The organism is Luteibacter sp. HAY1-4A, assembly GCF_056755355.1.
Genome location: NZ_JBNDHZ010000007.1, coordinates 18152 through 42550, shown reverse-complemented (window position 1 = coordinate 42550; position 24399 = coordinate 18152). Strand labels below are relative to the sequence as shown.

General features: G+C 67.7%; 13 protein-coding genes and 1 pseudogene. 4 read left to right on the top strand and 10 right to left on the bottom strand.

Translation table 11 applies throughout. The features are described from left to right. The first annotated feature begins 5 nt into the window (after nt 1-5). Nucleotides 6-833, top strand: coding sequence for an NAD-dependent protein deacetylase (locus tag ACPYOD_RS03540; protein ID WP_481300404.1), 828 nt, complete (start codon nt 6-8; stop codon nt 831-833). 7 nt (nt 834-840) lie between these two features. On the opposite strand, the gene tadA is transcribed toward ACPYOD_RS03540, so the two are convergent. After that, nucleotides 841-1347 (bottom strand): tRNA adenosine(34) deaminase TadA, encoded by a 507-nt coding sequence (gene tadA / locus ACPYOD_RS03535; protein ID WP_481300351.1) that lies wholly within the window; start codon nt 1345-1347, stop codon nt 841-843. A gap of 95 nt (nt 1348-1442) precedes the next feature. Between tadA and ACPYOD_RS03530 the strand changes: the two genes are divergently transcribed. Together ACPYOD_RS03530 and ACPYOD_RS03525 are read left to right on the top strand one after the other, a co-directional pair. Beyond that, nucleotides 1443-1910, top strand: coding sequence for a carboxymuconolactone decarboxylase family protein (locus ACPYOD_RS03530; RefSeq protein WP_481300350.1), 468 nt, complete (start codon nt 1443-1445; stop codon nt 1908-1910). A gap of 67 nt (nt 1911-1977) precedes the next feature. Then, entirely contained in the window at nt 1978-2823 is an 846-nt protein-coding gene (locus ACPYOD_RS03525) for a class I SAM-dependent methyltransferase (RefSeq protein WP_481300349.1), read from the top strand. A 24-nt stretch (nt 2824-2847) separates the two neighbouring features. On the opposite strand, the gene ACPYOD_RS03520 is transcribed toward ACPYOD_RS03525, so the two are convergent. From ACPYOD_RS03520 to ACPYOD_RS03510, 3 genes and pseudogenes are all read right to left on the bottom strand, one after another. Further along, entirely contained in the window at nt 2848-3399 is a 552-nt protein-coding gene (locus tag ACPYOD_RS03520) for a DNA-3-methyladenine glycosylase I (protein ID WP_481300348.1), read from the bottom strand. Between the two features lie 4 nt (nt 3400-3403). Continuing rightward, on the bottom strand, nt 3404-3865 hold the full coding sequence (locus ACPYOD_RS03515; protein WP_481300347.1) for a nuclear transport factor 2 family protein: 462 nt from the start codon (nt 3863-3865) through the stop codon (nt 3404-3406). A gap of 155 nt (nt 3866-4020) precedes the next feature. Next, nucleotides 4021-5118 (bottom strand): annotated as a pseudogene (locus ACPYOD_RS03510) (NADH:flavin oxidoreductase/NADH oxidase); the annotation flags it as partial. Nucleotides 5119-5277: 159 nt separating this feature from the next. On the opposite strand from ACPYOD_RS03510, the gene ACPYOD_RS03505 reads away from it, so the two are divergent. After that, the gene (locus tag ACPYOD_RS03505) at nt 5278-5793 is read left to right on the top strand and encodes an isoprenylcysteine carboxylmethyltransferase family protein (RefSeq protein WP_481300346.1); all 516 of its coding nucleotides are present in this window, start codon (nt 5278-5280) and stop codon (nt 5791-5793) included. Between the two features lie 3 nt (nt 5794-5796). On the opposite strand, the gene ACPYOD_RS03500 is transcribed toward ACPYOD_RS03505, so the two are convergent. From ACPYOD_RS03500 to ACPYOD_RS03475, 6 genes are all read right to left on the bottom strand, one after another. Then, on the bottom strand, nt 5797-6441 hold the full coding sequence (locus tag ACPYOD_RS03500; RefSeq protein WP_481300345.1) for a dihydrofolate reductase family protein: 645 nt from the start codon (nt 6439-6441) through the stop codon (nt 5797-5799). A gap of 100 nt (nt 6442-6541) precedes the next feature. After that, entirely contained in the window at nt 6542-8671 is a 2130-nt protein-coding gene (locus ACPYOD_RS03495; protein WP_481300344.1) for a hypothetical protein, read from the bottom strand. A 2-nt stretch (nt 8672-8673) separates the two neighbouring features. Then, nucleotides 8674-10053 carry an efflux RND transporter periplasmic adaptor subunit gene (locus ACPYOD_RS03490; protein ID WP_481300343.1) on the bottom strand — a complete coding sequence of 460 codons (1380 nt, stop codon included), beginning with the start codon at nt 10051-10053 and terminating at the stop codon, nt 8674-8676. Nucleotides 10054-10057: 4 nt separating this feature from the next. Beyond that, a complete protein-coding gene (locus ACPYOD_RS03485; protein WP_481300342.1) occupies nt 10058-10804 on the bottom strand; it encodes an efflux RND transporter periplasmic adaptor subunit in 747 nt (248 codons plus the stop codon). 38 nt (nt 10805-10842) lie between these two features. Next, nucleotides 10843-12762, bottom strand: coding sequence for a TolC family protein (locus tag ACPYOD_RS03480; RefSeq protein WP_481300341.1), 1920 nt, complete (start codon nt 12760-12762; stop codon nt 10843-10845). 58 nt (nt 12763-12820) lie between these two features. Continuing rightward, nucleotides 12821-24127 carry a VCBS domain-containing protein gene (locus tag ACPYOD_RS03475; protein ID WP_481300340.1) on the bottom strand — a complete coding sequence of 3769 codons (11307 nt, stop codon included), beginning with the start codon at nt 24125-24127 and terminating at the stop codon, nt 12821-12823. Nucleotides 24128-24399: the final 272 nt, after the last annotated feature.

Here is a 24399-nt window from a genome sequence, read left to right as displayed (position 1 = left end):
CTACCCTGCCCGCCATCGAGGCCCGCTCCGCCGACCGGCTGCACGACTTCGTCGACGCGCATTCGCGCCTGTTCGTCGTCACCGGCGCCGGCATCAGCACTGATTCCGGCATTCCTGACTACCGCGACGGCCAGGGCTCGTGGAAGCGCAGCCCGCCCATGACGCTGCAAACCTTCATGAGCGGGCCGCCGGCTCGCGCCAGGTACTGGGCGCGAGGCATGATCGGCTGGCGGCATTTTTCATCGGTGCAACCGAACGTGGCCCATCGGGCCCTGGCGGCACTCGAGCACGCCGGTCGCATTGAGTTATTGCTCACCCAGAACGTCGACGGGCTCCACGAGGCGGCCGGCAGCCTCAACGTGGTCGACCTGCACGGTCGCCTCGATCGTGTGCGCTGCATGCAGTGCGGGGATATCTCCACCCGCCAGGCCATGCAACAGCGTCTCGAGGATGCGAATCCGGACTGGATGGCCTTGCAGGCCAACGTCGCACCCGACGGCGACGCCGATCTCGACGGTGTCGATTTCTCCACCTTCGAGATACCGCCGTGCACCATCTGCGGCGGCATCCTGAAGCCCGATGTGGTCTTCTTCGGCGAGAACGTGCCGCGCGCCCGCGTGGACACCGCCTGGGCGCACCTCGCGCGAGCGGACGCGATGCTCGTCGTCGGCTCGTCGCTGATGGTCTATTCCGGTTATCGCTTCGTGCTGGAGGCCTCGCGCCGGGGCCTTCCCATCGCCTCGGTGAACCTGGGCGTCACGCGCGCCGACGCGCTGCTTACCTTGAAGGTCGAGCTGCCCTGCGCCGAGGCGCTGGCCTCGTACGCCCGCTAGGCCGCGCTCAGCGTCTTGCGCGAAAGAAACCCCGGAGCAGGTCGCCGGACGCCTCGGCTTCCAGGCCGCCGACCACGGCCACGCGATGGTTGTGACGGGGCGAAACCAGGGTGTCGAAGACGCTGCCGGCCGCACCGGTTTTCGGATCGGTGGCACCGAACACCACGCGTTCCACGCGTGCGTGGACCATCGCCATCGCGCACATCGCACAGGGCTCCAGGGTCACGTAGAGCGTCGCGCCCGGGAACCGGTAGTTGGACAGCGCCTGGCCGGCTGCGCGCAAGGCCTGGATCTCGGCGTGGGCCGTCGGATCGCTGAGCGTGATGTTGCGGTTCCAGCCCTCGCCTACCGCCACGCCGTCGAGCACCAGCACGGCGCCGACGGGCACTTCGCCCTCCGCATCGCGTGCATGCACCGCCAGTTCCAGCGCGCGCGCCATCCAGGCGCGATCGGCATCGGTGAACGATGCGTCGGCGGCAGGAGGGGTGGGCTCTGAGGGCAACGGGCTGACCATGGCGCGGATGGTACATCCAAAGCGACGAATCTTGGCCCTTTCCGGAGGATCGTCGGGGGCGCAAGCTAAGATTTTTCCCCCACAGGTATCCCCTCATGAACGCACGCATCAACTATATGAAAGTCGCTCCCGACAGCGTGAAAGGCCTGATGGCCGTCCACGGCTACGTCGGCCAGAGCGGGCTCGACCAGAACCTGGTGAACCTCGTCTACCTTCGCGTCTCCCAGATCAACAACTGCGCTTTCTGCATCGACATGCACTCGCAGGACCTCGTGAAGCATGGCGTCCCGTTCGAGAAGCTGATCCTCACGCCGGCGTGGCGCGAGGCGGGCGACGTGTTCACCCGGCGCGAGCAGGCCGCCCTGGCCTGGGCCGAATCGGTAGCCAACGTGTCCGAAACCGGTATCCCCGACGAAGACTACGCCGCGGCCGCGGCTGAATTCAGCGAGAAGGAACTCGTCGACCTGTCGGTCGCCATCGCGCTCATGAGCGCGTTCAACCGGATGGGCGTGGCTTTCCGCAACACGCCGGCCGCGGCGGCGAAGCTCTCGCTCGCTGCGTAAAGCGCCGGCCCTGCCGCGCCGGCCAGGTATCGCAACCTTCGCCTGCCGTCGCGGCACTCACGGCGGCATGACCAGGCCAACCACGCAACGCGGATTGCTCGGCGACACCGCCGCACGCGACTACTCGGACAAGTTGCGGCTTTTCAACGCCTTCGCGGCAGCGGAAATCGCGCAGGCGATGGCGGAGCTGGACCTCCGCCCCGGCATGCATGTGCTCGATGCCGGATGCGGCACCGGCGAGGCGTTGCGATGGCTGTCGGACCGTGTGGGTCCGGAAGGCCGCGTCGTGGGTATCGATCTTGCCGCGGCGCACGTCGCCGCGGCGCGCGCGGTGACGGATGCCACGACGCTCGTCATACAGGCCGACCTGACGGCGCTGCCGATCGCTCCCGCCAGCGTCGACCTCGTGTGGTCGGTGAACACGTTCAACCACCTGCACGATCCTGTGACGGGCCTGCGCCTGGCCGCGTCCCTCCTCCGTCCGGGTGGACGCATCGCGCTCGGCCAGAGTTCATTGCTGCCCGACATGTGCTTCGCCTGGGATGCGCGGCTGGAGCGCCTGGTCAACGAAGCCGTGCGGCAGTATTACCGCGATCGCTACGCGCTGGACGAACGCGATCTCACGTCGGTCCGGTCACTGGTGGGCACGATGCGCGCCGCCGGTCTCGGCAACGTGGCAGCGCGAACGCGGATGATCGAACGCGTGGCGCCGGTGAGCCGTGCAGACGAGGACTATCTCGTCGAAGCCATCTTCCGGAACTCCTGGGGCGAACGCTTGCGGCCCTACTTGTCGAACGAAGACTACGCAGGGCTGGAGCGCCTGTGCGATCGGGGGCACCCGGAGTTCGCCCTGCATCGCCCCGACTTTCACTTCCTCCAGACCTTCACCCTGGTCACCGGCAGCGTGCGGTAGGAGCCACGCTCCTGGCCATCGGACTCAACGCCGGAAGCAGCGCAGCACATGGTCGTCGACGATGCCCACCGCCTGCATCCAGGCGTAGGTGATCGTCGGCCCCACGAACTTGAAGCCACGCTTCTTCAGGTCCTTCGAGATAGTGACCGACAACGCCGTTTGCGCCGCCACGGTGCGTCCGTCGCCACGGATGACCTTCCCGTCGGTGAACGACCAGCAATAGGCATCGAAGTCCTCGCCACGCTCACGCATCGCTTCGTAGATGCGCGCGCCTTCGATCGTGGCCTCGATCTTCGCACGGGAGCGGACGATGCCAGGGTCTTCGAGCAGGCGCGAAATATCTTTCTCCGCGAAGCGCGCAACCTTCGCCGGTTCGAATCCCTTGAACGCCCTGCGGAAGTTTTCGCGCTTGCGAAGGATGGTGATCCACGACAGCCCGGCCTGGAAACCCTCGAGCATCAATTGCTCCCAGAGCATGCGGGAGTCGTGCAGCGGTACGCCCCATTCGGTGTCGTGGTATTCCAGGTAAAGCGGATCGGTGCCCGCCCATGGGCAGCGCTTTGGTTCTTTCGTCATCGAACTAGAGGCCCAGGTCGGAGAGCCCCGGATGATCGTCCGGACGGCGCCCCAGAGGCCAGTGAAATTTTCGCTCGCTCTCTGCGATGGGGAGGTCGTTGATGCACGCGTAGCGATGGTGCATTTCGCCTGCCTCGTCGAATTCCCAGTTCTCGTTGCCATAGGAGCGGAACCAGTTCCCGCTGTCGTCGTGCCATTCGTAGGCGAAGCGCACGGCGATGCGATCGCCGGTGAACGCCCACAGCTCCTTGATCAGCCGGTACTCGTGCTCGCGAGCCCACTTGCGCGTGAGGAATTCCACGATCTGCGCCCGCCCGCGCACGAACTCCGCGCGGTTACGCCACTGGCTGTCCGGCGAATAGGCCAGAGCCACTTTCTCCGGGGTGCGACTGTTCCATCCGTCCTCCGCAAGGCGAACCTTGCGGACGGCGGTTTCCTGGGTGAACGGCGGTACGGGCGCGGCCATGGCAAGGATTCCTTACGCGGGGGATGGCACTGTATGGCGGATGCGTGGCTACGGGCTTGCACATCCTATCCCACCACGCCCCTCGACCCGCCCTATCGATATTTGCCGTCCTCACCGCGCGACCAGTGAGGTGACGGATCGACGGGGCCGTCCACGGCGAACAGGTGCCGCAGTCGCGAGGGCTGCGAACGCAGGTACTGCTTGGGAGCACGCACCGTGGCCCCAAGCTGGGCCGCCGCATGCCACGGCCAATGCGGGTCGTAAAGGATCGCTCGCGCCAGCGCGATCAGGTCCGCATCGCCGGTGGCGACGATGGCCTCCGCGTGCTCCGGGTCCGTGATGAGCCCCACCGCGACGACCGGCATCGACACCGCCTGCTTCACCCCGCGCGCGAACGGCACCTGGTAGCCGGGGCCGACGGCGATGCGCTGCGCGTGGTGCAGGCCGCCCGTGGAAACGTGGATCGCGTCGCAACCGCGCGCCTCCAGGGCCTTGGCGAACGCGATCGTCTGCTCAAGGTCCCATCCGCCTTCCACCCAATCGGTGGCCGAAACGCGCATGCTCACCGGCCGGTCGGCCGGGAACGCCGCCCGTACCGCGTCGAAAACCTCCAGCGGGAAGCGCATGCGATTCTCGAGCGAGCCGCCGTATTCGTCGGTACGCTGGTTCGACAGCGGCGACAGGAACTGGTGCAGCAGGTATCCGTGTGCACCGTGCAACTGGACGAAATCCAGGCCCAGGCGGGCTGCACGTCGCGCCGCGGCGGCGAAGGCATCGCGAATACGCCCCAGCCCTTCCTTGTCCAGCGCTACCGGAGAATGGTTGTCGGGATGGAAAGGAATGGCGGAGGGTGCGACGGTCTGCCACCCACGCGCATGGTCAGGCAAAAGCTGCGCTCCACCTGCCCAGGGCACCTCCGTGGAGGCCTTGCGTCCCGCATGGTTCAGCTGGATGCCAAGCGTGATGTCCGACCACCGCCGCACGCTTTCCACCGTCGTGCGCATGGCTTCTTCGGTGGCGTCGTCGTAAAGGCCCACGTCCGCCCAGGTGATGCGTCCCTCGGGCAGGACGGCCGACGCTTCGATCGTGAGCAGCGCCGCGCCCGACCGGGCGAGCTGGCCCAGGTGGACGGTGTGCCAGTCGTTCATCTGGCCGTCTTCGGCGGAGTACTGGCACATCGGGGCGATGACGATGCGGTTCGGTAGTTCGCGATCGCGAATGGAGATGGGCTGGAAAAGCGCCGGGTGCGCCATGGAGTGCTCCACGAAGGTGAGATTTGCCTCAGTGTCACATGGAGACCGAAACGGGTTTGGCAACCCCGGCGCGGGGGATGACAGGACCGTGCCCTGTCGGGAATCATCGGGCGCTATCCTGCGCCCCGGCTATTCCATACCCCTAGGATTTCGCAAGTAATGATGTCGTTCTTTCTCGCCTTCACCGTGTTCGCCGTGGTCTGCCGTGTGGCCAGCCTCGTCGTCTCCCTGCGCCACGAGGCCGCGCTGAAGCGCGCCGGCGCCGTCGAATACGGCGCGCTCAACAGCAACCTGCTCGCCCTTTGCCACGTGCTCTTCTATGTGGCCGCCATCTGGGAGGGCTGGGCCCGCGGCCCGCAACTCGACGCGGTGGCCGCCGTGGGCATCGCGCTGTACCTCGTCGCCCTGCTGTTCCTCTACTACGTGGTGCACCTGCTGGGCCGGCTGTGGACGGTGAAGCTCATCATCGCCAGCGACCACGAGCTCGTGACGCATCCGCTGTTCCGCGCGATCCGCCACCCGAACTATTTCCTCAACATCCTTCCCGAACTGGTCGGCCTGTGCCTGGCCCTGCACAGCTTCAAGACCCTGGCGATCGGCCTGCCGATCTACCTCGTGCCCCTGACCGTGCGGATCGTGCAGGAAGAAAAGGCGATGCGGGCGCGGTTCGGCTGACGATCAAGCCCGGCCGAGCACCAGGTGCATGGCCTGTTCGCCTTGCATGTACTCGGTCACCTCGTATCCCAGGGCCGGAAGGTCCAGGCCGGCGAACAGCGCCTCACCCTGGCCGAGCAGCACAGGCGATACCGCGATGTGCAGCACGTCGATGGCACCGGACTGAAGATACTGGCGAACGGTCTCGGTACCCCCGCCGATCCGTACGTCGCGACCGTCCGCGGCGGCTTTCGCGCGGGACAACGCTTCGTCGACGCCGCCGGTCACGAAATGGAACACCGTGCCGCCGTCCATCCTGAGGGGATCCCGCGGGTAGCGGGTGAGGACGAACACCGGGCAATGGTAAGGCGGGGTATCGCCCCACCACCCCTTCCATTCGTCGTCCGGCCATTCGCCGCGGATCGGACCGAACATGTTGCGGCCCATGACCCATGCACCGAGGCCTGCCATCGACTGCGCGGCGAAGCGCTCGTCCACTCCCGTGGAACCCCCTTCCTTGCCCACCATGGCGTGGAAGGTCTTCGTCCCCGTGAGCCAGCGATGCAGTCCTTCCGCGCCGACACCCATCGGCTGCTCGAGGCTCTGGTCGCGACCGGCAGCGAAGCCGTCGGCGGAGACGGAAAACCCATTCACACGAACTTTCGTCACGGCCGGCCCCTTCCTTTCCATTGCAAGAACGTCCCGTGTCGCATATCCGGCGCGGGCGCGCAAGCGAGAATCGGGTTGCATTCCCGTGCGATGAACGGGATCAGCCTTCCTTCCCCAGCCCCGTCTGCTGCAGGAGGATCAACAGCGCGCTGTCGACCCAGCGGCGACCGATGCTTTCGCGGCGGCCCTCCATGTGCACCGTGGCCAGTTCCTCGGCCGGCACGGGCGAGTCGAGACCGTCGCCTTCGACGCGGACGCGATACCACGCGGACGCGGGCTTCAGGTCCTTCGCGGGAGCGGTGGGATTCAGCGGGATAGGACCACCGTGGTTCTTCGCCAGCATCAGGTTGGGCAGGTGCTCCATCGCGCCGTTGTCCACCGCGACCACGCGGCCATGCAGCGGATTCCAGCGGCCATGCGGATACACGGTCACCTCCGATCCGGGAACGAGGCGCGCGCGGTCCGCTTCCGATACCAGCACGTCAGCACGCCACCGCGTGCCGCCTACCACGGTGGCGATGCGCGAGCCCGGTGACACCCAGTTGCCCGGCTGGAGCGTCGTGTCGAGGTCGCGCACGACGCCACCTTCGCTCGCCACCAGGCGCAGGCGGTGGAGTTCGGCGTCGCTTGCCTGCCGCTGCACGTCGTACTGGTCGGCCATGCGCTCGGCGACCACCTGCTTGGCGACGCCGTCGCGATCCAGCGCCACCGCGCCACGCGCGGCGGACTCGTAGGCATCGCGCAACGCGTTGGCTTTCGCCGTCTCGTCTTTCGGTGACGGCGCCGAAAGTTCGAACAGCACCTGCCCCGGCTTCACGTGATCGCCTTCGCGAACGCCGACATGCTCGAGGCGGGCCGGGAACGGCGTGAACACCGGCTGTTCGATGCCCGCTTCCACCAGCCCGTCCGCGGTGATGCCCGAGGACCACGGCACGAAGAGAACGATGGCCAGAGCGCCGATCACGGCAAGCCAGCGGCCCAATCTGGCGCGCTGGATCTCCGCGCGGCGCGCCCACCATGTCCGGACTTCGTAGAACATAGGCTTCACCACGAACGTCACGATTTCCACCAGGAAGAGAATGAGGCCAAGGGCCTTGAAGAACGCGTGGTAGACGACCACGGCGATGCCCACGAAAAGGGTGAGCCGGTACAACCATGTGAAGAACGCGAAGCCGGTGAGGAACGCCGCGAAGCGCGGCGATACGGCATCGGGACGGGGGTCCTCGATGCCCAGGAGCGTGCGTCGCACCCAGCGCTTGGCCCAGCGCCCCGCCCGCTCGTGCAAGCCGGGATAGTCGAGCGCGTCGGCCAGGATGAAGTAGCCGTCGAAACGCATGAACGGACTGGCGTTCACCGCGATGGTCAGCACCCAGGCCGTCGTGCCGAGGAAGAACAATGCATTCTTGAAGTTGCCTTCGGGCGCGAACGACCACAGCAGCGTGCACCACGCCGCCAGCACGCCCTCCGCCATGACGCCCGCCGAGGCGATCGCCAGGCGGCGCCTCGATCCTTCCAGCTTCCAGCTTTCGCCGGTATCGGTGTATGCCATGGGCCACATCACGAGCAACGCCACGCCCATGTGGCCCACCCGCACGCCATAGCGTGTCGCCATGAACGCGTGCCCGAACTCGTGCCAGCACTTGGAGAAAACGAGCGCGCCGGCGAATGCCACCACGCCGTCCCAGCTCATGGCGCCGCGCAGGTTGGCCTGCACGGTGTCCCATTGGCGTGCCGCCAGCAGCAAACCCAGCACAGCGGCGATCAGGGTCGCGACGAGGAACCGCGTGCCGAACATCCAGCGCACATAAGGCAGCGCCCGCCGGAGGAAGCGCTCTGGCCGGATGAGCGGAATGCGAATGAACAGGTAGTTCTGCAACAGCCAGTGCATCGCCGAGCCCTGCCGTTTCGGCATCGCGGCACGCAGGAGCTGCTGCTGTTGCAGGAAGCGGACGAAGTCCACGACGTCTTCGGGCTCGGGGGCGAGCGTGGTGTTCGCTGCCACGGCTTCGGCGATGCGTGCCGGATCGCACAGCGACCAGTGCCGCAGGATCTCGAACTCCAGCCAGCCGATGCGGAAGAACTGGTTACGCACGGGATCGGACAGGTGCCACGCGGGCGAGCCGTCACGGTTCCGCCCCGCGGGATGAATGGCCAACTCGTCACGCAACGCAGGCCACGGCGGCGGGGCCGCCGCTTGCATCGCACCCATCGTGGCCGCTGCCGCGGGCATCGTCAGAGCCCGCTCCATGCTCGTACGGCCGCTAGCGGCCGGCGCAGCATGAGGTAACCCAGCACGCTCCACCGGCCGGATACGCGAGCCGTGCCCTGCAAGCCGATACGGGCACCCGGCGGCGTGCCGTCGATCGTGCCGCGCAGCACGTAGCTGGCCACGCCGTTGGGCGCCTCCACCGGCTGGTAGCCGGCATAGTCGAGGTGCGCGTCGAGCGGCGACAAGGGAGCCACCTTGAGGAATACCGTCATCGGTGCCTGCGACGCGAGGTTCGTCGCCTCGCCCACAGGTGCCCACGCCCGCACGCCCAGCGCGTGCGGATCGGCCAGCAGGCCGATGCGCTCGCCGGTCTGCACCGGGCGCCCGGCCCAGTCGTCGGGATCGGAATAGACGAACACGCCGTCGGCCGGCGCGCGGATCGCAAGCTTGTCCACTTCACGTTGGAGCGAATCCACGTCCACCTGGCGCTCGCGCCACTTGCCCTCGGCAAGGCCGAGGTCGGCTTTCGCGTTCTGGCTTTCGATGGCCTGTTGCGCGGCCTGGTGCATTTCCACGCTGGCCGTGGCGAGTTCCGCCCGGGCCACGGCAAGCTTGTTGCGCAGGGTGGTGTCGTCGAGTTCAGCGAGCAGCTGCCCGGCCTTTACCTGCGTATTGGGCAACACGGTCATGCGATGGATCACGCCCTCGCGCGGCGAAGCGATCACCTGGCTGCGCGTGGAAATGATCTCGGCCGGCACCAGCGTGTATTCCCGCATGGGAATCAACAGCACGAGCAATAGGGCCGCCAGCGCGTATTGCAGGCGCCGGCCGCTGCTCGCCTTTCGCCACCAGCGTTGCAAACGCGTCGGCCGCGCCACCAGCGACCACCATGCGTAGCCGTAAAGGCTTGCCAGTTGCAGGAGGGCGAATTCCGCACCGTCGGCGACGAGTGTCGTCGGCCACGCATCGTCGCGCGCGAGGAACAGCAGCGCACCGACGTTCTTGTCCGGACCCACCAACGGCAGCACCCACACGTGGGCCGGAAGCCATTCGCTCCACTCCGAGGCAAGTTCCTCGCCGAGCATCTCGGGAGAGAGCGGCAGCACCCGGGCCTTCGGGGACAGATCCGCGCAGAGGGTGGCGATCTTGCGCGCCACCGCCACGAGCCAGAGCGCGTAAGGCGTGTTTGGATCCGGGTCGGCCAGACCGGAGTGCGACACGAGCCGCGGACCCCGCGTCGTGGAAAGCGTCACCAGCGCCGCCTGCCGGTAATCCACCAGCAGGCGCGTTTCGTTGCAGGCCACGAAGCCAAGCTCCGCGGCGGTGGTGGCGGCTTCCACACGGGCGGCGAGCGCGTAGAAGCGCGACGGCGCGGTCGCGCCGCGGGTGTCCGGTGCGTTCATCGGTTCAGCCTTTCCCGCCGCTCTTCGCAGGCGTGGCACGGCCGCTCATGCCAGGCAGGACACGGCTGGCGTCGCCGAGGAAGTCAGCCTCGATCTCGATCGTCTGGCTGACCGCGTCCACGCGGCCGCTCAGGCGAGTCACGTTCAACACGTAATGCTCGCCGGTTTCGTCCACGCTCGCTTCGAGGTGCGCGCCCGGGCGAAGCCACGCGATCCAGTTCGACGGAACGTTGAGCCGCGCCTTGGGCGTGCCGTTGCCGACGAGGTCGACGACCGGCGCCCCCGGCGCGACACCCTGCCCTTCCTTCACGTGAACGCGAGCCACACGGCCCGCGAACGGAGCGACGAAGCGGCATTGCGCAAGCTCGGCGTCGAAGATGCGCATCTGGCTGCGTGTACGGTTCACGTCGGCGGCGGTTAGTTCCACCTCCAACGCCGCCGCGGACTGCAGGCCCTGCAGTTTCGCCTTCGCTTCGTAGCGCAGCTGTGCCGCGTTGAACTCGGCCTCCGCCGCGGCGCGCTTGGCCTCGAGGTCGCTGCAATCGAGCGCCACGAGCACCTTGCCCTTCGCCACGGTGTCGCCGAGCTGGGCGTACACCCGCGCGACGCGACCGCCGGCCACCGCGGACAGCGGCGCCTCGCGGTCGGCTACCACGAGGAAGCGGACGGGCGCCTGGGTCCCGGCAGCGGACGAGGACTGTGCCTGCGCGGAACCCGCCAGGCCCATGGCAAGCAGACCGGCAACACTCATCGCTTTCCTGATCACCTTCTCTATCGGATACATACGGCTCACGGCTGGCCGGCGGCCGCCGTCTCCGGCGCCGCGACGAGCTGGTGCACTTCACCCATGACCGAGAGCGTGGCGGCCTCGGCCAGCGCCGCGACGGCGCGCGTGCTCACTTCGTTCGGCAGGAAGCTGCGGTAGCTCTGCGTCATCAGGCGCTTGCCCGACTTGTCCTGCACGATCACGTCCCACTGCGCGCGCGTGGCGTTCTTGCCGGGCGTGCTGCTGAAATGCAGCTCCATCGCCAGCGCGTCCGCGCCCATGCCGAGCGAGACCTGGTTGCCGGTCATCACCTTGCCGACGGCCGCACGCACGGCGCCGCCGTCCACACGTGCCGGCAAGCCGGTCACAGTGAGCTCCACCGGGCGGTTCATTTCGACGGCATCCGCCGCCTGCGTGAACACCTGCTGCTCACCGCCGGAAAGGCTGGTCTGGATCGCCCGCGACAGTGCAGGCAGATCGGTGCCTGCTACCTGCTCGGGCATCAGGTCGATACCCACTGAGTTCAGCACGCGCCCATAGGCGGACTGTGCCGCGGCGTAGGACGAGGCTTCCTGGAAGCGCGAGACCATGGAGCGTGCCTGCGTGCGCAGGGTCTCCAGTTCGCTCGTCAGCTGGTTGCTGGAACCGGCGCGCGCCACGCTGGCAAGGCGCTGGTCGACCCGTGCCGACTCGTCCGCCAGCTGGTGGTCGTACACGGCGAGCTTGTAGCGCTCCACCGAAACGCGCACCTGGGTGAGCACGGCCATGCTGAGCGCCATGCGCCGCGCATCGTCCACCTTCATGCGCGCCTCGTTCGTGCGCTTGATGGCGGGAATGCCCGCAAGGCGGAACAGGTTCATCGACATGCTGACGCCGCCCTGGGCCCAGCTCTCGTTGTACAGGTACTTATTCGAATCATAGCCACCGCCGCCGAACAGGTTGAGGTTCGGGAACAGTGCGGCGATCTGCTTCTTCGTCTCGATGGCGTCGATACGCGTCTTGTAATCTTCCTCGCGGAGCTCGGGACGCTGCTCGAGGGCCATCTGCTCCAGCTGGTCGAGGTTCGACGGCACCTGCGACAGGCTTGTTTCCTTCGTGTCGGCCAGCGTGAAGTCCGTGCCGGGGGCAAGGTTCATCAGCGCGGCGAGTTCGCGCTTGGCGAACTCCATTTCCTGGCGCTTCTCGGTCACCAGCGTCATGGCGTCGAGCAGCGCGCGCTGGTACTCCAGCCCCTCCACCGGCGGCAGCACGCCGGCGCGCTCGGCCTGGCGGGTCTTCTCGAGCGCGGCCTGGATGTTGTCGGCCAGCACCTGGGTCTCGCCCAGCAGGCGCTGCGCGCCCAGCGCACGCCAGTAGGCGTCGCGCACGTCCTGCACGATGTTCTGCAGCACCTTGCGGCGGCGTTCGTCGGTGACGTTCACGTCGTCCGCCTGCTGCTTCGCGCGGTAGTAGCTCAGACCGAAGTCCAGCACGTCCCACGACAGCGTGGCGTCGGCGAGGAAGTGCACGCGCTCTTCCGACGTCGACGGACGCAGGCTGACGACGCGGTCCTGGATGCCGATGCTGGTGCCGCCCGAATCGTTGCTGCGCCAGCGATAGCCGGCGTCGGTCATGAGCTTCGGCAGCATGTCGAGTTCCGACACGTCGAGCAGGCCGCGCGACAGCGCGGTTTCCATGAGCTTCAGGCGGTAATCGAGGTTGTACTTGAGCGACCGGGCCATCACGTCGGAAAGCGTCAGCGCCCCGGTGACGGGCTCCTGCCCCTTGTACATGGCCTGCTGGTCGTTACGCACGCGGGTGGCGACCTCGTCGTGCGTGAGCGGCTTGGGCTTCACCGCGCCGCAGCCGGTCAGGAAGACCGCCAGGGCGATGGTGGCGGAAAGGGTGACGGGACGCAGCGCGGACTTCGGCATGGCGGTCTTCATGGCTGTGGAATGGAGCATGGAAGTTCGTTTCCTCGAGTACGTGTCCGGCGAACCCTTCCGGGTCGCCGGCTCGCGATTAATGACGTGGCGGAATGACGGCGGGCACGACGGTGACGGGTACGGCGGCGGCCTGGGCCATGGCCACGATCTGCGCCGTGAGCGATGGCGCGCCGCCCGGAGTGGACGTCGACGACGGAACCAGGATCACGGAGACCGGCTCGCGCACGGCCGGCGCCTCCCGCGGCACGGGCTCGCCGCGATGCGCCGCGTGCGTACGCTCGTGGCGTTCGCCGCTGCGCTCGTGCCCCGCCTGTTCGCGGTCCGCGACGTGCTTCAGCGCGAAGGGCGAGAAATCGTCCCAGAGCGGGCTGGAAGCCAGGCCGAAGTCGTTGAGTGCAACGCGCGAGCGTGCATGCGCCTCCGCCAGGATCTTGTGCGAGAAGCCCACCCCGTCGTTGAGCACGAACTGGCTGTTCTCCGGATCCTGCGGCAACTCGCCGATGCCGTTGAGATCGAGGCGTCCGGTCACCCACTGGTTCTGCCAGCGCAAGGTGTCATCCTGCGACTGGTCCACCTCCGGCAGCACGAACAGTCCCGGCTCGTAGCCCTGGCGGATGTCGCGCCGGGGGAACTCGTGCGCCAGCGGGAAGATCTGGTCGCCCTCACGAGCCTGTATCGGCGGCGTCGTGCCGTGGATCGTGATGGTCAACCGCGCTTCACTCGTGTCGCCGTCCGCGTCGGTGATGGTGTAGACGAACACCTCCGTCAGCGTGCGGCTCGCATCGAGCGCGCTCACCTTCGGGTTGCCCGTATCCAGCTTGTAGCTGTAGGTACCGTCGGCGTTGAGTACCAGCGTGCCGTACTCGCCCTTGCTGGCGCCACCGACCGCACCGACCTCGCCCGTGTTCGCCGAACTCACTGCCGTCAGTGGGCCGCCATTGGCGGCACCGTCGGCACCGATGCGGTCGGAACCGTCGTGCGAGCCGTCCTTGCCCGTGAACACGTTGCCCGCGGCACCGGTCTGGCCGCCGTCCTGCACGATGGTGGCGCTGTCGTCGCGCGCTACCGGAACATCATTGGCGATGGCGATCGTCAAGGTTCCGGTAGAGGTGCCGCCGCCGGCATCGCGCACGGTGAGCCCGATGTCGTCGACGGTGTCCTTGCCGGCAGGCTGCGGCACGGCATGGTCCAGCGTATAGGTGTAGCTGAGCGTTCCCGCCGTCGGAACGCCACCGACCGTGGACGTCGGCTTGAAGCCCGTGAGCACCAGCGTGCCGTCCGGCGTGTGGATGGTCACCGGCGAGCCATTCGAGAGCGCGGTCAGTTCCGCGGTCGTGAGCGTCGTGCCGCCGACCGTCACGCTGGTCAGGCCGTCGTCGGCGGTGAGGCCGATCGTGCCGGTCACGACCTGCGTACCATCGTGGTCGACCAGGCCGCCTTCGTGGACCGTGGCGTGCCCTTCCGCGCCACCGTTGCCGTCGACGGGCACCACCGTCGGACCGCCGTCGGTGCGGCCGTGGATCGTGATGGTCAGCCTCGCGGTGCTGGTGTCGCCGTCCGCATCGGTGATGGTGTACGTGTAGACGTCGGTCAGCGTCTCGCCATTCTTCAGTGCGTTGACCGTCGGGTTGGCGTTGTCCACCGCATAGCTGTAGCTGCCATCGGCGTTGAGCGTAAGCGAACCGTAGTGGCCGGCCACACCCGAACCGACGTGACCGTTCACCGGGCCGTTGGCGCTGCCGGCGACGACACCGGAGACCGGTGTCGACGTGGCATCCGCGCCGACACGGTCGGGAACGTCTCCCGTGCCGCCACCGCCGACCACGTTGCCCGTGACGGCGGAGCCGTCTTCGTTCACGTCGTTGTGGTCGGCGTGTGCGGTGGGGACATCGTCGACGATGTCCACCAGCAGGGTGCCCGCGACGTTGCCGCCACCGGCATCCGTGACGGTCAGCGCGATCGCGTCGACGCTGTCGCCGGCGCCAGGCTGGCCCACGGCGTGGTCGAGCGTGTACGTGTAGCTGAGCGTACCGGCGGTCGGAACGCCTCCCACCGACGCCGTCGGCTGGAAGCCCGTCAGCACGAGCGTGCCATCCGGCGTATGGATGGTCACCGGCGATCCGCTGGAGAGCGTCGCGAGATCGGCAAGGCCGATCGTCGTTCCGCCCACCGTGACGCTCGAGAGACCGTCGGCCGCGGTGAGGTCGATGGTGCCGCTCGTTACCTGCGATCCGTCGTGATCGACCAGGCCGGCTTCGTCGACCGTCGCATGACCCGCGATCCCGCCGTTGCCGTCCACCGGCGTCACCGTCGGCACGCCGTCGGTATGGCCGTGGATGGTGACGGTGAGCGTCGTGGTGCTGGTGTCGCCGTCCGCGTCGGTGATCGTGTATGTGTACACGTCGGTGATCGTCTGGCCGTCACGGAGCGCGTTGACCGCTGCGTTGTTGTCGTCGACCGTGTAGCTGTAGCTGCCGTCGGCGTTGAGCGTGAGCGAGCCGTACTGGCCTGCGATACCCGCACCGAGGTTGCCCGCCACCGTGCCGCCCACGTTGCCAGCGGCGACACCCGTCACCGTCGTGGGGTTGTCCGCGCCGAGGCGATCGGCCACGTCACCCGCGCCGCCGCCTGTCAGGACGTTTCCGCCCACCGGCGAGCCGTTCTCGGTCGCATCGGCGGCATCGGCGCGTGCGGTCGGCGCGTCGTTCACGATATCGACCGTCAGTTCGCCCGTGCCGGTAGTGCCGCCGGCATCCGTGACCGACAAGGCGAATACATCGGTGCTGTGAGTGCGATCCGAGCCCGTCTGGGCCAGGGACGCATTGAGTGTGTACGTGTACGAGAGCGTGCCGCCGGTCGGCACACCGCCCACGAAACCATTCGGCGTGAAGCCGGTGAGGACGAGGGTGCCATCGGCCGTGTGGACCGTGATCGGCGAACCCGCAAGCGCGGCGAGCTCTGCCGCGGTCACCGTCGTGCCGCCGACTTCGATCTGCACCAGGCCATCGGGGGCCGAGATGGCCACCGTATCCGAAACGACATGGCTATGGCCGAGCGGGCCGTCCGGCGTGAGGCCCGATTCCCACACCGTCGCCTCGCCGACGCTCTCGACACCGTTGCCGGTACCGTTACCGTCGTGCGGCGCGATGGTGGGACCGCCGTCCGTGTGCCCGTGAATGGTGATCGTGACCGTCGTGGTGCTGGTGTCGCCGTCCGCGTCGGTGATGGTGTAGGTGTAGGTGTCCTGGAGCGTTTCGCCGTCCTTGAGCTTGTTGACGTCCGCGTCGTCGTTGTTCACGGCGTAGCTGTAGCTGCCGTCGGCATTGAGCGTCAGGGTGCCGTGCAGTCCGGTGACGCCCGTGCCCACCTGGCCGACCACCGTACCGCCGGTGTTGCCCGCCGCGACGCCGGTCACCGTGGTGGGTGCATCCGCGCCGCCGCGATCCGCGACATCGCCCGCGCCGCCACCGGCAAGCACGTTGCCGCCAACGGACGGACCGTCTTCGTCGGCGTCCGCGTGATCGGCATGGGCCAGCGGTGTGTCGTTGACGATCTCGACGACGAGGCTGCCGGTGTTGCTTCCGCCGCCGGCATCGTTGACCGTGAGCGCGATCGTGTCGGTGCTGTGGTCCTGCCCCGTCTGGGTCAAGGGAGCCTTGAGCGTGTACGTATACGTGAGCGTGCCGGCGGTCGGTACGCCGCCCACCGTCGCCGTCGGAGCGAAGCCGGTGAGGACGAGCGTGCCGTCGGGCGTGTCGATAGGCTTCGGCGAGGTGCCTAGGTTCTGCAGGTCGCTGAGCGAAACGGTGACGCCGCCCACCACGATGCTATCGAGACCGTCACCGGCGGTGATGCCGATCGTTCCGCTCGTGACCTGGGAACCGTCGTTGTCGACGAGGCCGGATTCGTGCACCGTGGCGTGCCCTTCGGCGCCCCCATTGCCGTCCACCGGCACGATGGACGGCACGCCGTCGGTCTTGCCATGAATGGTGACCGTGAGCGTCGTGGTGCTGGTGTCGCCGTCCGCGTCCGTGATGGTGTAGGTGAAGGTGTCCTGGATCGTCTCGCCGTTCTTCAGCTTGTTGACGGCGGGGTCGTTGTCGTTCACGGCGTAGCTGTAGCTGCCGTTGGCATTGAGGGTGAGCGTGCCGTGCTGGCCGGCCACGCCCGCGCCCGTACCACCGGCGACATCGCTACCGACGTTGCCGGCCGCGACGCCCGTGACGGTCGTAGGCGTATCGGCGCCTGTACGGTCGGCCACGTCGTTCGCACCACCGCCCGTGATGACGTTACCCGTGGCTGCGGCGCCGTTCTCGTTGACATCGGCCGCGTCCGCGTGCGCGGTCGGAGCATCGTCGATGATGTCGATGACCAGCGCGCTGCCTTCGTCGCCGCCTTGGGTATCGCCGCCTGCGTCTGTCACGGTAAGCGCGATGTTCTCGACGGTTTGCGTGGCCCCCGGCTGTGACTGCGCGCGGTCAAGGGTATAGGTGTAGCTGAGCGTGCCGGCCGTAGGGATGCCGCCGACTGTCGCGCTGGCCGTGAAGCCGGTAAGCACGAGCGTACCGGCGGGCGTGTCGATCGTCTTCGGTGCCCCGCCCAGGTTCTGCAGCTCGGCGAGCGAGACGCTGACTCCGCCGACCGTGATGCTCTTGAGGCCATCGGCCGCCGTCAGGTCGATGGTGCCGGACGTGGTCTGCGTGCCGTCGCCATCGGCCAGACCCGACTCGTGCACCGTGGCGTGCCCTTCGGCACCGCCGTTGCCGTCCACCGGCACCACCTCCGGCGTACCGTCGGTGTGGCCGTTGATGGTGATGGTGAGCGTCGTGGTGCTGGTGTCGCCGTCGGCGTCGGTGATGGTGTACGTGTAGACGTCGGTGAGGCTCTGACCGTCCTTCAGCGCGTTCACGGCCGGGTCGCTGTTGTTCACCACATAGCTGTAGCTGCCGTCCGCATTGAGCGTCAGCGTGCCGTGCTGGCCCGTGACACCCGCGCCGACGCCACCGCTCACGGTGCCGCCCGTCGCGCCTGCCGCGACGCCCGTGACCGGGTTGGCCGTGGCATCGGCACCGACATGGTCGTTGCCCAGGACGCTGCCCGAAGCTGCGGCACCGTCTTCGTTCACGGTGCCCGTGTCCGCCGTGGTGGTGGGCACGTCGTCGGCGATGTTGACGGTGATGCTGCCGTTGTCGGTGAAGCCGGCGCTATCGCGCGTCGAAATCGCGATGCCTTCGCTGCTGGTGGTGGCGCCCGGCTGGCTCACCGGGCCGGTCAGCTCGTAGTGGTACACCAGGGTGCCATGCGCGTCGTCCGCGCCCTGCACGTAGCCGGTGATGACGAGCGTGCCATGGGCGGTCTGGATCGTGCGGTCCGCCAGGTCGACACTGGCGAGGTCTTTCAGCTGCGCGAGCGTCAGCGTGACGAAGTGGCCGGCACCGTCCGCCGGATTGCCGACGGTCACGCTGTCGAGGTTGTTGAAGAGATCGATGCTTTCCGTGCCGTTCACACCCTGGCTGCCGCTGCCGTTGGCCAGGCCGGCTTCGTTCACCGCCGTGGTGCTGCTGATGGTCACGTCGAACACGCGCGTGGTGACGAGCGCGCTGGACGAACCGTCGGCGTAACCGTACTGGTCGCCGATGGTGGTCGGGTCGCTGCCTTCGTTCGCGGCCGCATCGCCGTCCAGCGTGCCCTGGTCGGGGCGGCTGCCGTGGTTGCCGTTGTCGTTGACCGTCACCTGCACCTGGAACGTGCCGTTCCAGAAGGCGTTGTTGTCACCGTTCGCCGCTGCCGGCAGCTTGACGCCCACGGCGTTGATCGCCGTTTCCACCTGGTCGATCGACCCGGTGATGGTGATCGAGCGATGGTCGCCGGAAATGGTGTACGACGCGCCGCCGAACGTGCCCGACAGGGCGGTGGCGCCGTTCACGTCGTTCACCAGGAAGCCGTTCGGGAGCGCCACGGTCGCCGTGACGCTGTCGGTGCCCGCGTCGGGATCGGCAAGCGTGATGTGGCTCAGCGTGTAGTGCCCGGCGACGTTTTCGGCCGCCGCATTCGGTGCGGTGACGCCGATGGCCGTGGGATTGTTCACCGACGAGGGGAAGACCACGCGGTAAGCCGATGTCACGTTCTTGCCGAGGCCACCCGGAACGGCGGCATAGGGGTCGACGGTGGTCGTGGGAATGTTTTCCACGCCGCCGGCGGCATTCGCGTTCTGGCCGCCATTGGCAGCCGTGCCCGACAGCGCACCCGTGGCGAGGTCGCGCACGCGGTCGTCGGCAATGACTTCCACGCGGTACGACTGGTCGGCGTTGGCGAGCGAACCGCCGATCGATACCTGCAGGCCCGCCAGGTACTGGTTGATCTGGTCGCGCGTGCCGCGGATCACCAGCGCGTCGCCGGTGCCGTCATAGGTTCCGTCGACGGTCACGCCCGAACCCGTGTTGCTCGAACCGAGCACGATGCTCGCGTAGGCGGCCTGCGAGAGCGCCACGCCATTGGCGTCGGTGACACGCACCGTCACCTGCATGAAGTCGGTTTCGCCGGTGGTGATGCCGCCGCCGTCAGCGTAATCGGGATCGTTCACCGAGAACCCGTCCACGGCCGTGCTGCCGTTGAGGTACACGGTTCCGGTGCCCTTGGTCACCGTCGGGGCGTCGTTCACGGCGATGACGTCGATGCCGATCTGCACCGGTGACGGGTTGTTCGCGACGCTGCCGCTGCCCGTGTCGTCGCCGATGCGCGAGCCGGCATCGTCGAAGCTCATGGTGAGCGTCACGTCGCCGGGCTGGCCGCCGTTGAGGTCGTGGTTGACGTTCGGCGCGCTCAGGTAGGTGAGACCGTTCGTCGCGTCGTTCAGCAGCGCCTGGATGTCGCTGGCGCGGCCCGTCAGCACCAGCGTCGACGTGTTGTCGCCGGAGATTGTCACGCCGGCGAAGCTGGTCTGGTTGCCGCTGCCGCCGATGCCGAGCGAACCGCTGGGCACGGTCAGGGTGACCGTCACCGGCGTGTCGAAGGCCGCCGATTCCGCGTCGCTGACGACGAAACCGCCGCCGATGTGCGTGGGCTGGTCTTCGTACGTGGCCGGAATGCTGCCCGGACCGCTGATGACGCCCGGATCGTTCACGCTGGACGCGCGTACCACGACCGCGCCGGCGGAGAGGTTGCCGCTGTTCGCCGGCACCGCGTCGTTGTACCAGTCGTAGTTAGTGGTATCGACCGGGCTGGTGGCCGAACCGCCGCCCGTGCCTGCATCGGGCGACTGGTTGACGGCACCGCCATTGGCTCCGCCGACGAGATTGCCGCTGGCGTCGCGCAGGCGATCGTCCGCGATCACCTGCACCTGGTATTTCGCATCCTGGTCGCCGGCGAAGGTGACGGTCAGGCCGGCCAGCGCCGCGTTGATCTGCGCACGCGTGCCGGTCAGCACGAGGTAGTCGCCCGAGCCGTCCTTGTCGGCATCCACGACCACGCCGCTGCCGGCGCCGAAGCCGATCGACACGCCATCCGCGGTGTAGTCGCCGGCGTGGAACGCCGTGCCATCCGCGTTGAGCAGGCGTACCGTGACCTGCATGTAATCGGTCTCGCCCGCACCGACCGTCGTCAGGTCGGGATCGCTCACGGAGAAGCCCGGCACCTCGTTGTGCTGCGGATTGCTGCTGTCGAGGTTGATCGGTCCGCTGGGCGCGGTGACCTTGGGTGCGTCGTTCGTCGGATCGGTATAGATCCAGAACTCGTTGCCCGCCTGTTCCTTGTCGCCGTCGGAAATGGTGAAGCCGAACTTGTCGTCCGGCGTGGACGGGTAGCCGGTGCTGCTCGTCTCGGTACCATCGTTCAGGTAATAGATGTGGCCGGCGGCCACGTCGGCCTGCGTGAATGACGAGCCCTTGCCGAGGACGTGGAAGTTCACGCCATCGGTGGAGAACGCGATGTTGCCGTGTGCCGGCGCGGTCGTGATCACGTACTGCACCTGGACGCTGCTGCTGTCCGGGTCGTAGGCCTGGAGCATGGCCGGGGTGATCTGCGCGTATCCGCCTTCGGGCAGCGTAAGCGGCTCGTTGACCGGCGTGCCGCCGATCTGGTTCGGCGAACCCGACGGCACCGTCGGGTCGGCCTGGGTGGGATCCTTGGCGATCTGCGGCGCGTCGTTGACGTTGGTGATCTGGATGGTGACGTTGGCGTCCGTTGCGGACTTCGCACCCCAGCGGTCCTGCGCTTCCACCGTGAATGTGGCGCTGCGCACCTCGGAACCGTTGCTCACGAAGCGTAGCCCGGTGGTTCCCGCGCTCCCCGTGATGATGGCGGCATCGAGGGTCATGCCCGCCGTGACATCCAGCCAGTGCGCGCCACCGTCGGTGGAATATTGCAGCTTGCCACCCTGCGGCAGGCTGGTAATCGTGAACTTCAGCGCGTTCGCGCCGGTGGCGTCGTTGTTATAGGCGTAGTTGTTGCTGCCGTCCGCGAGCGTCGGCGAACCTTCGAGGTAACCCTGGCTTGTCGCGTCATCCGGATCGCCCAGGCCGAGCTGGCCCGTGGTGATGTAGGCGACCTCGCCTTCGTTAATCACCGTGTTGGAGGAACCCGTGACCGTCGGAAGGTCGTTGGTCGGGTTCACGTAGATGTCGAAGGACGGCTTCCAGCTGTCCACCACGGCCTGGCCATCCACCACCGTGATCAGGCCGGCCGACACGGCGAAGTTGGCCGTGACGTGGAAGTTCTCGCTGGCCCCGTCATGCTGGAACCGGACACGGCCGGCGTCGAGGTCCGCCTGCGTGAACGTGCCGAAGGCAGCCACATCCACCCAGTTGCCACCGACCTGCTTCTGCAAGGTACCGGCGCTGGCGCTGATGCCGGCATCGTTGGTGAAGCCGAGGAACGTGTACACCACCTGCGACGGATCGACACCCTGGGCCGTGTAGCTCAGGCCCGGCATGGTGGCGAAGTCGGTCGGCTGCCCGTTCGTGGTCGTGCCGTGCAGGACGATGCTGCCGCCTTCCTGGACGGTGCCGACGGCGTCGCCGCTGGGATCCACGCCGGCATGGGTCGAGCCCTGGTCCGCCGTGACCGGATCGTGCACCGGGAAGCCGCCGTTGTTACCGTCGGGAGTCGGCGCGAGGTTGATCGTGAAGGTGTAGTCGCGCAGCGTATCGGTGGGCGCACCGCCGTTGTAGTCGCCACCAATGCGGGTGAACGTCGTACCGTCCGGGTTCCAGCGCAACGCCGTGGTGTTGTCCACCACCTGGAAGTGGAACGTGTCCTGCTGGCCGGCCGTGGCTCCGGCCGTCTGCACATACTGCACGCGGCCGGCGCGCACGTCGTCCATCGTGAAGGTGGCGCCGTCCTTCAGCTGTTCGCCGTTGAGCAGCAGGTAACCGTGGGTGAGGCCCGTCTGGCTGGTGACGAAGCTGATGTTCTTGTCGGGCGAGTCGACGTCGGTCGCGCCGATCATGCCCGGCGTGAGCACCACGGAATACGCGCCCGCGCTGCCGTTGCCGGCGGCCGGCACCGTCGCGGTGCGCGTGCTGCCGGTGTCCAGCGCCGGATCGTCGTCCACCGCGTGCACGTCGAGGGTGATCGTGCCATTCGTGACGCCGTTCGTACCCGTGCCGCCACCCTCGTCGGTGACGCGCACGCCGAAGCTGTCCTGCGTCACGCCGTCCACGCCGTCGTTGCTGTACGTGAGCAGGTTGCGATTCGCGTAGTCGAAGGTGAGACCGGCCGTGACCGCCACGCCGTTGTAGTAAAGCGTGCCGTGCGTGGGCAGCGAAGTGATGGTGATCTGCAGGTGCGTGTCCTGCGGGTCGCCGCCGGTGCCGGCCACGATGTACTGGCCGACGTTACCGGTGTCGACCGCGTTGGCCGGTTGGCCTTCGTACACCATGCCGCCGCCGCCGATAGTCGGCGCCTGGTTCACGGGGGCGATGTTCAAGGTGATGTGGACGCTCGCGGAGCGGTCGAGCGGTGTCGCACCGTCGTTGATGCGTGCGTCGAACCCGTCGGCGGCATCCTGGTTGGCACCGGTGGCCGTATGCACATAGGCAATGCGTCCGTCGATCACGTCCTGTTGCGTGAACACGGAACCCGCACCGAGGCGCTGGCCGTTGAGCGTGAGGTAGCCGTACTGCGGAAGGCCGGTAAGGCTGTAGACGATCTGCGTCGGTGCCTGCGTACCGAGCGTCACTTCCGCGTCGACCGCGGCGAGCGTGTCGGCGCCGATGACGGTGACGCTCTGGTTGCCCGACCCGTCCACTTCCTGCACGGTCTTCGTGGCGTTCGGCACCGACACCGGATCGTTGGATGGCGTGATGTTCACGTCCAGCGAATGGGTGGCCGAGAGCGACTGGGCGTCCTTCACCGTGACGTCGATGGTGGTGTGGGCCGCCGTGTTACCCAGTTCGACGTCCGCGGCGACGAAGGTGAGCTGGTTGAGCCATGCCTGCGCGGCGGCGGCCGTACCCGTGAAGCTGAAGCCGCCGGTGATCGCCGTGCCACCCGCCGCGGAAACGAGCGTGCCCTTGGTCGGGTCCGCCACCTTGGCGGTGACGGTGACGCTGTCCCCGCCCACGCCGTCGTCCACGATGGACCATCCGCCGAGCGTGGTGCGATCGGCACCCGCGGGGTTCAGCGAGCTGGGTTCCGCCACGGTGATGCTCTTGCTCGTGGTGGTGACCGTCGGCGCCACGAGGAGCCCGTCGTAGTCGAGCGCCAGCGAGCGGGCCTCGATGTGGCCGACCGAGCTTTCCAGGGCCCAGTTGCCGCCCAGCGCGGCCGCGCCGGTGGCATCGGTGGACGACGCCACGTCCGCCTGGGTCAGGCGGCCGAGCTGGGTGACCAGCGCGGTGTCGTGCTGCGACACGTCGCAGCCGTAGAGAAGGATGTCGCCGTTCGAGGACAGCGATGCGCCGATCTCGCCGAGCTGGGTCTTGAAGGCGGCGACGTTCGCCGCGGTAACCGTGTCGGTACCGAGCGAAATCGAATCGCTGGCGCCGTGGCTGATGATGTGGATGGCGCCGATGTCGTGTTCGCCGCGCAGCGCGTTGGCGATCTGCGAGAGGCCGGAGGACTTGTCGTCCAGCACCACGACCTGGCTGCCCTTCGGGAGTTGCGAGACCAGCGACTGCCAGTTGGCCACGCTCTGGTCCACGACGTACACCTGCGCCGGTGCCGCCTCGCTATGGGCGGGCGGCGGCGCGGGTGCCGGGGCGACGGCATGACCGGGTTGTTCCGTCGCCGGGCTCTGGAACTTGCCGGCATCATGCGCCGCTTGCGCGGGGTCCACGTGGTGTGCCGCCTCGACGAGGGCAGCGCCGTCGTACATCTGGCGCGGCTCCAGCGCATAGCGGTGGGCACGGGGGCGGAACGGATTCGATGACTTGGTCCCTGACATGGGTCGCCTTGCTGTTTGACGGGCCTGACACGGGCCGACAGCGGCCGTCCCGAGCGCAAAGCGTCGGGGGGACAATGTCGACGTGAAGCTGTGACCTCGATCACAGCGGCTGCGGCGATCCTATGTTCCAGGGATGAAACGGGGAAGCCATTTGTATGAGAAATTGCGTCACGCGCGGCGTGACGAAGTTCCGCTCCGGCAAAGGTCGCGGCACGACCTTGCGTAATCGATTACCGCTGATGCCGCATGATTGCTGGACCGGCGCGGCGACG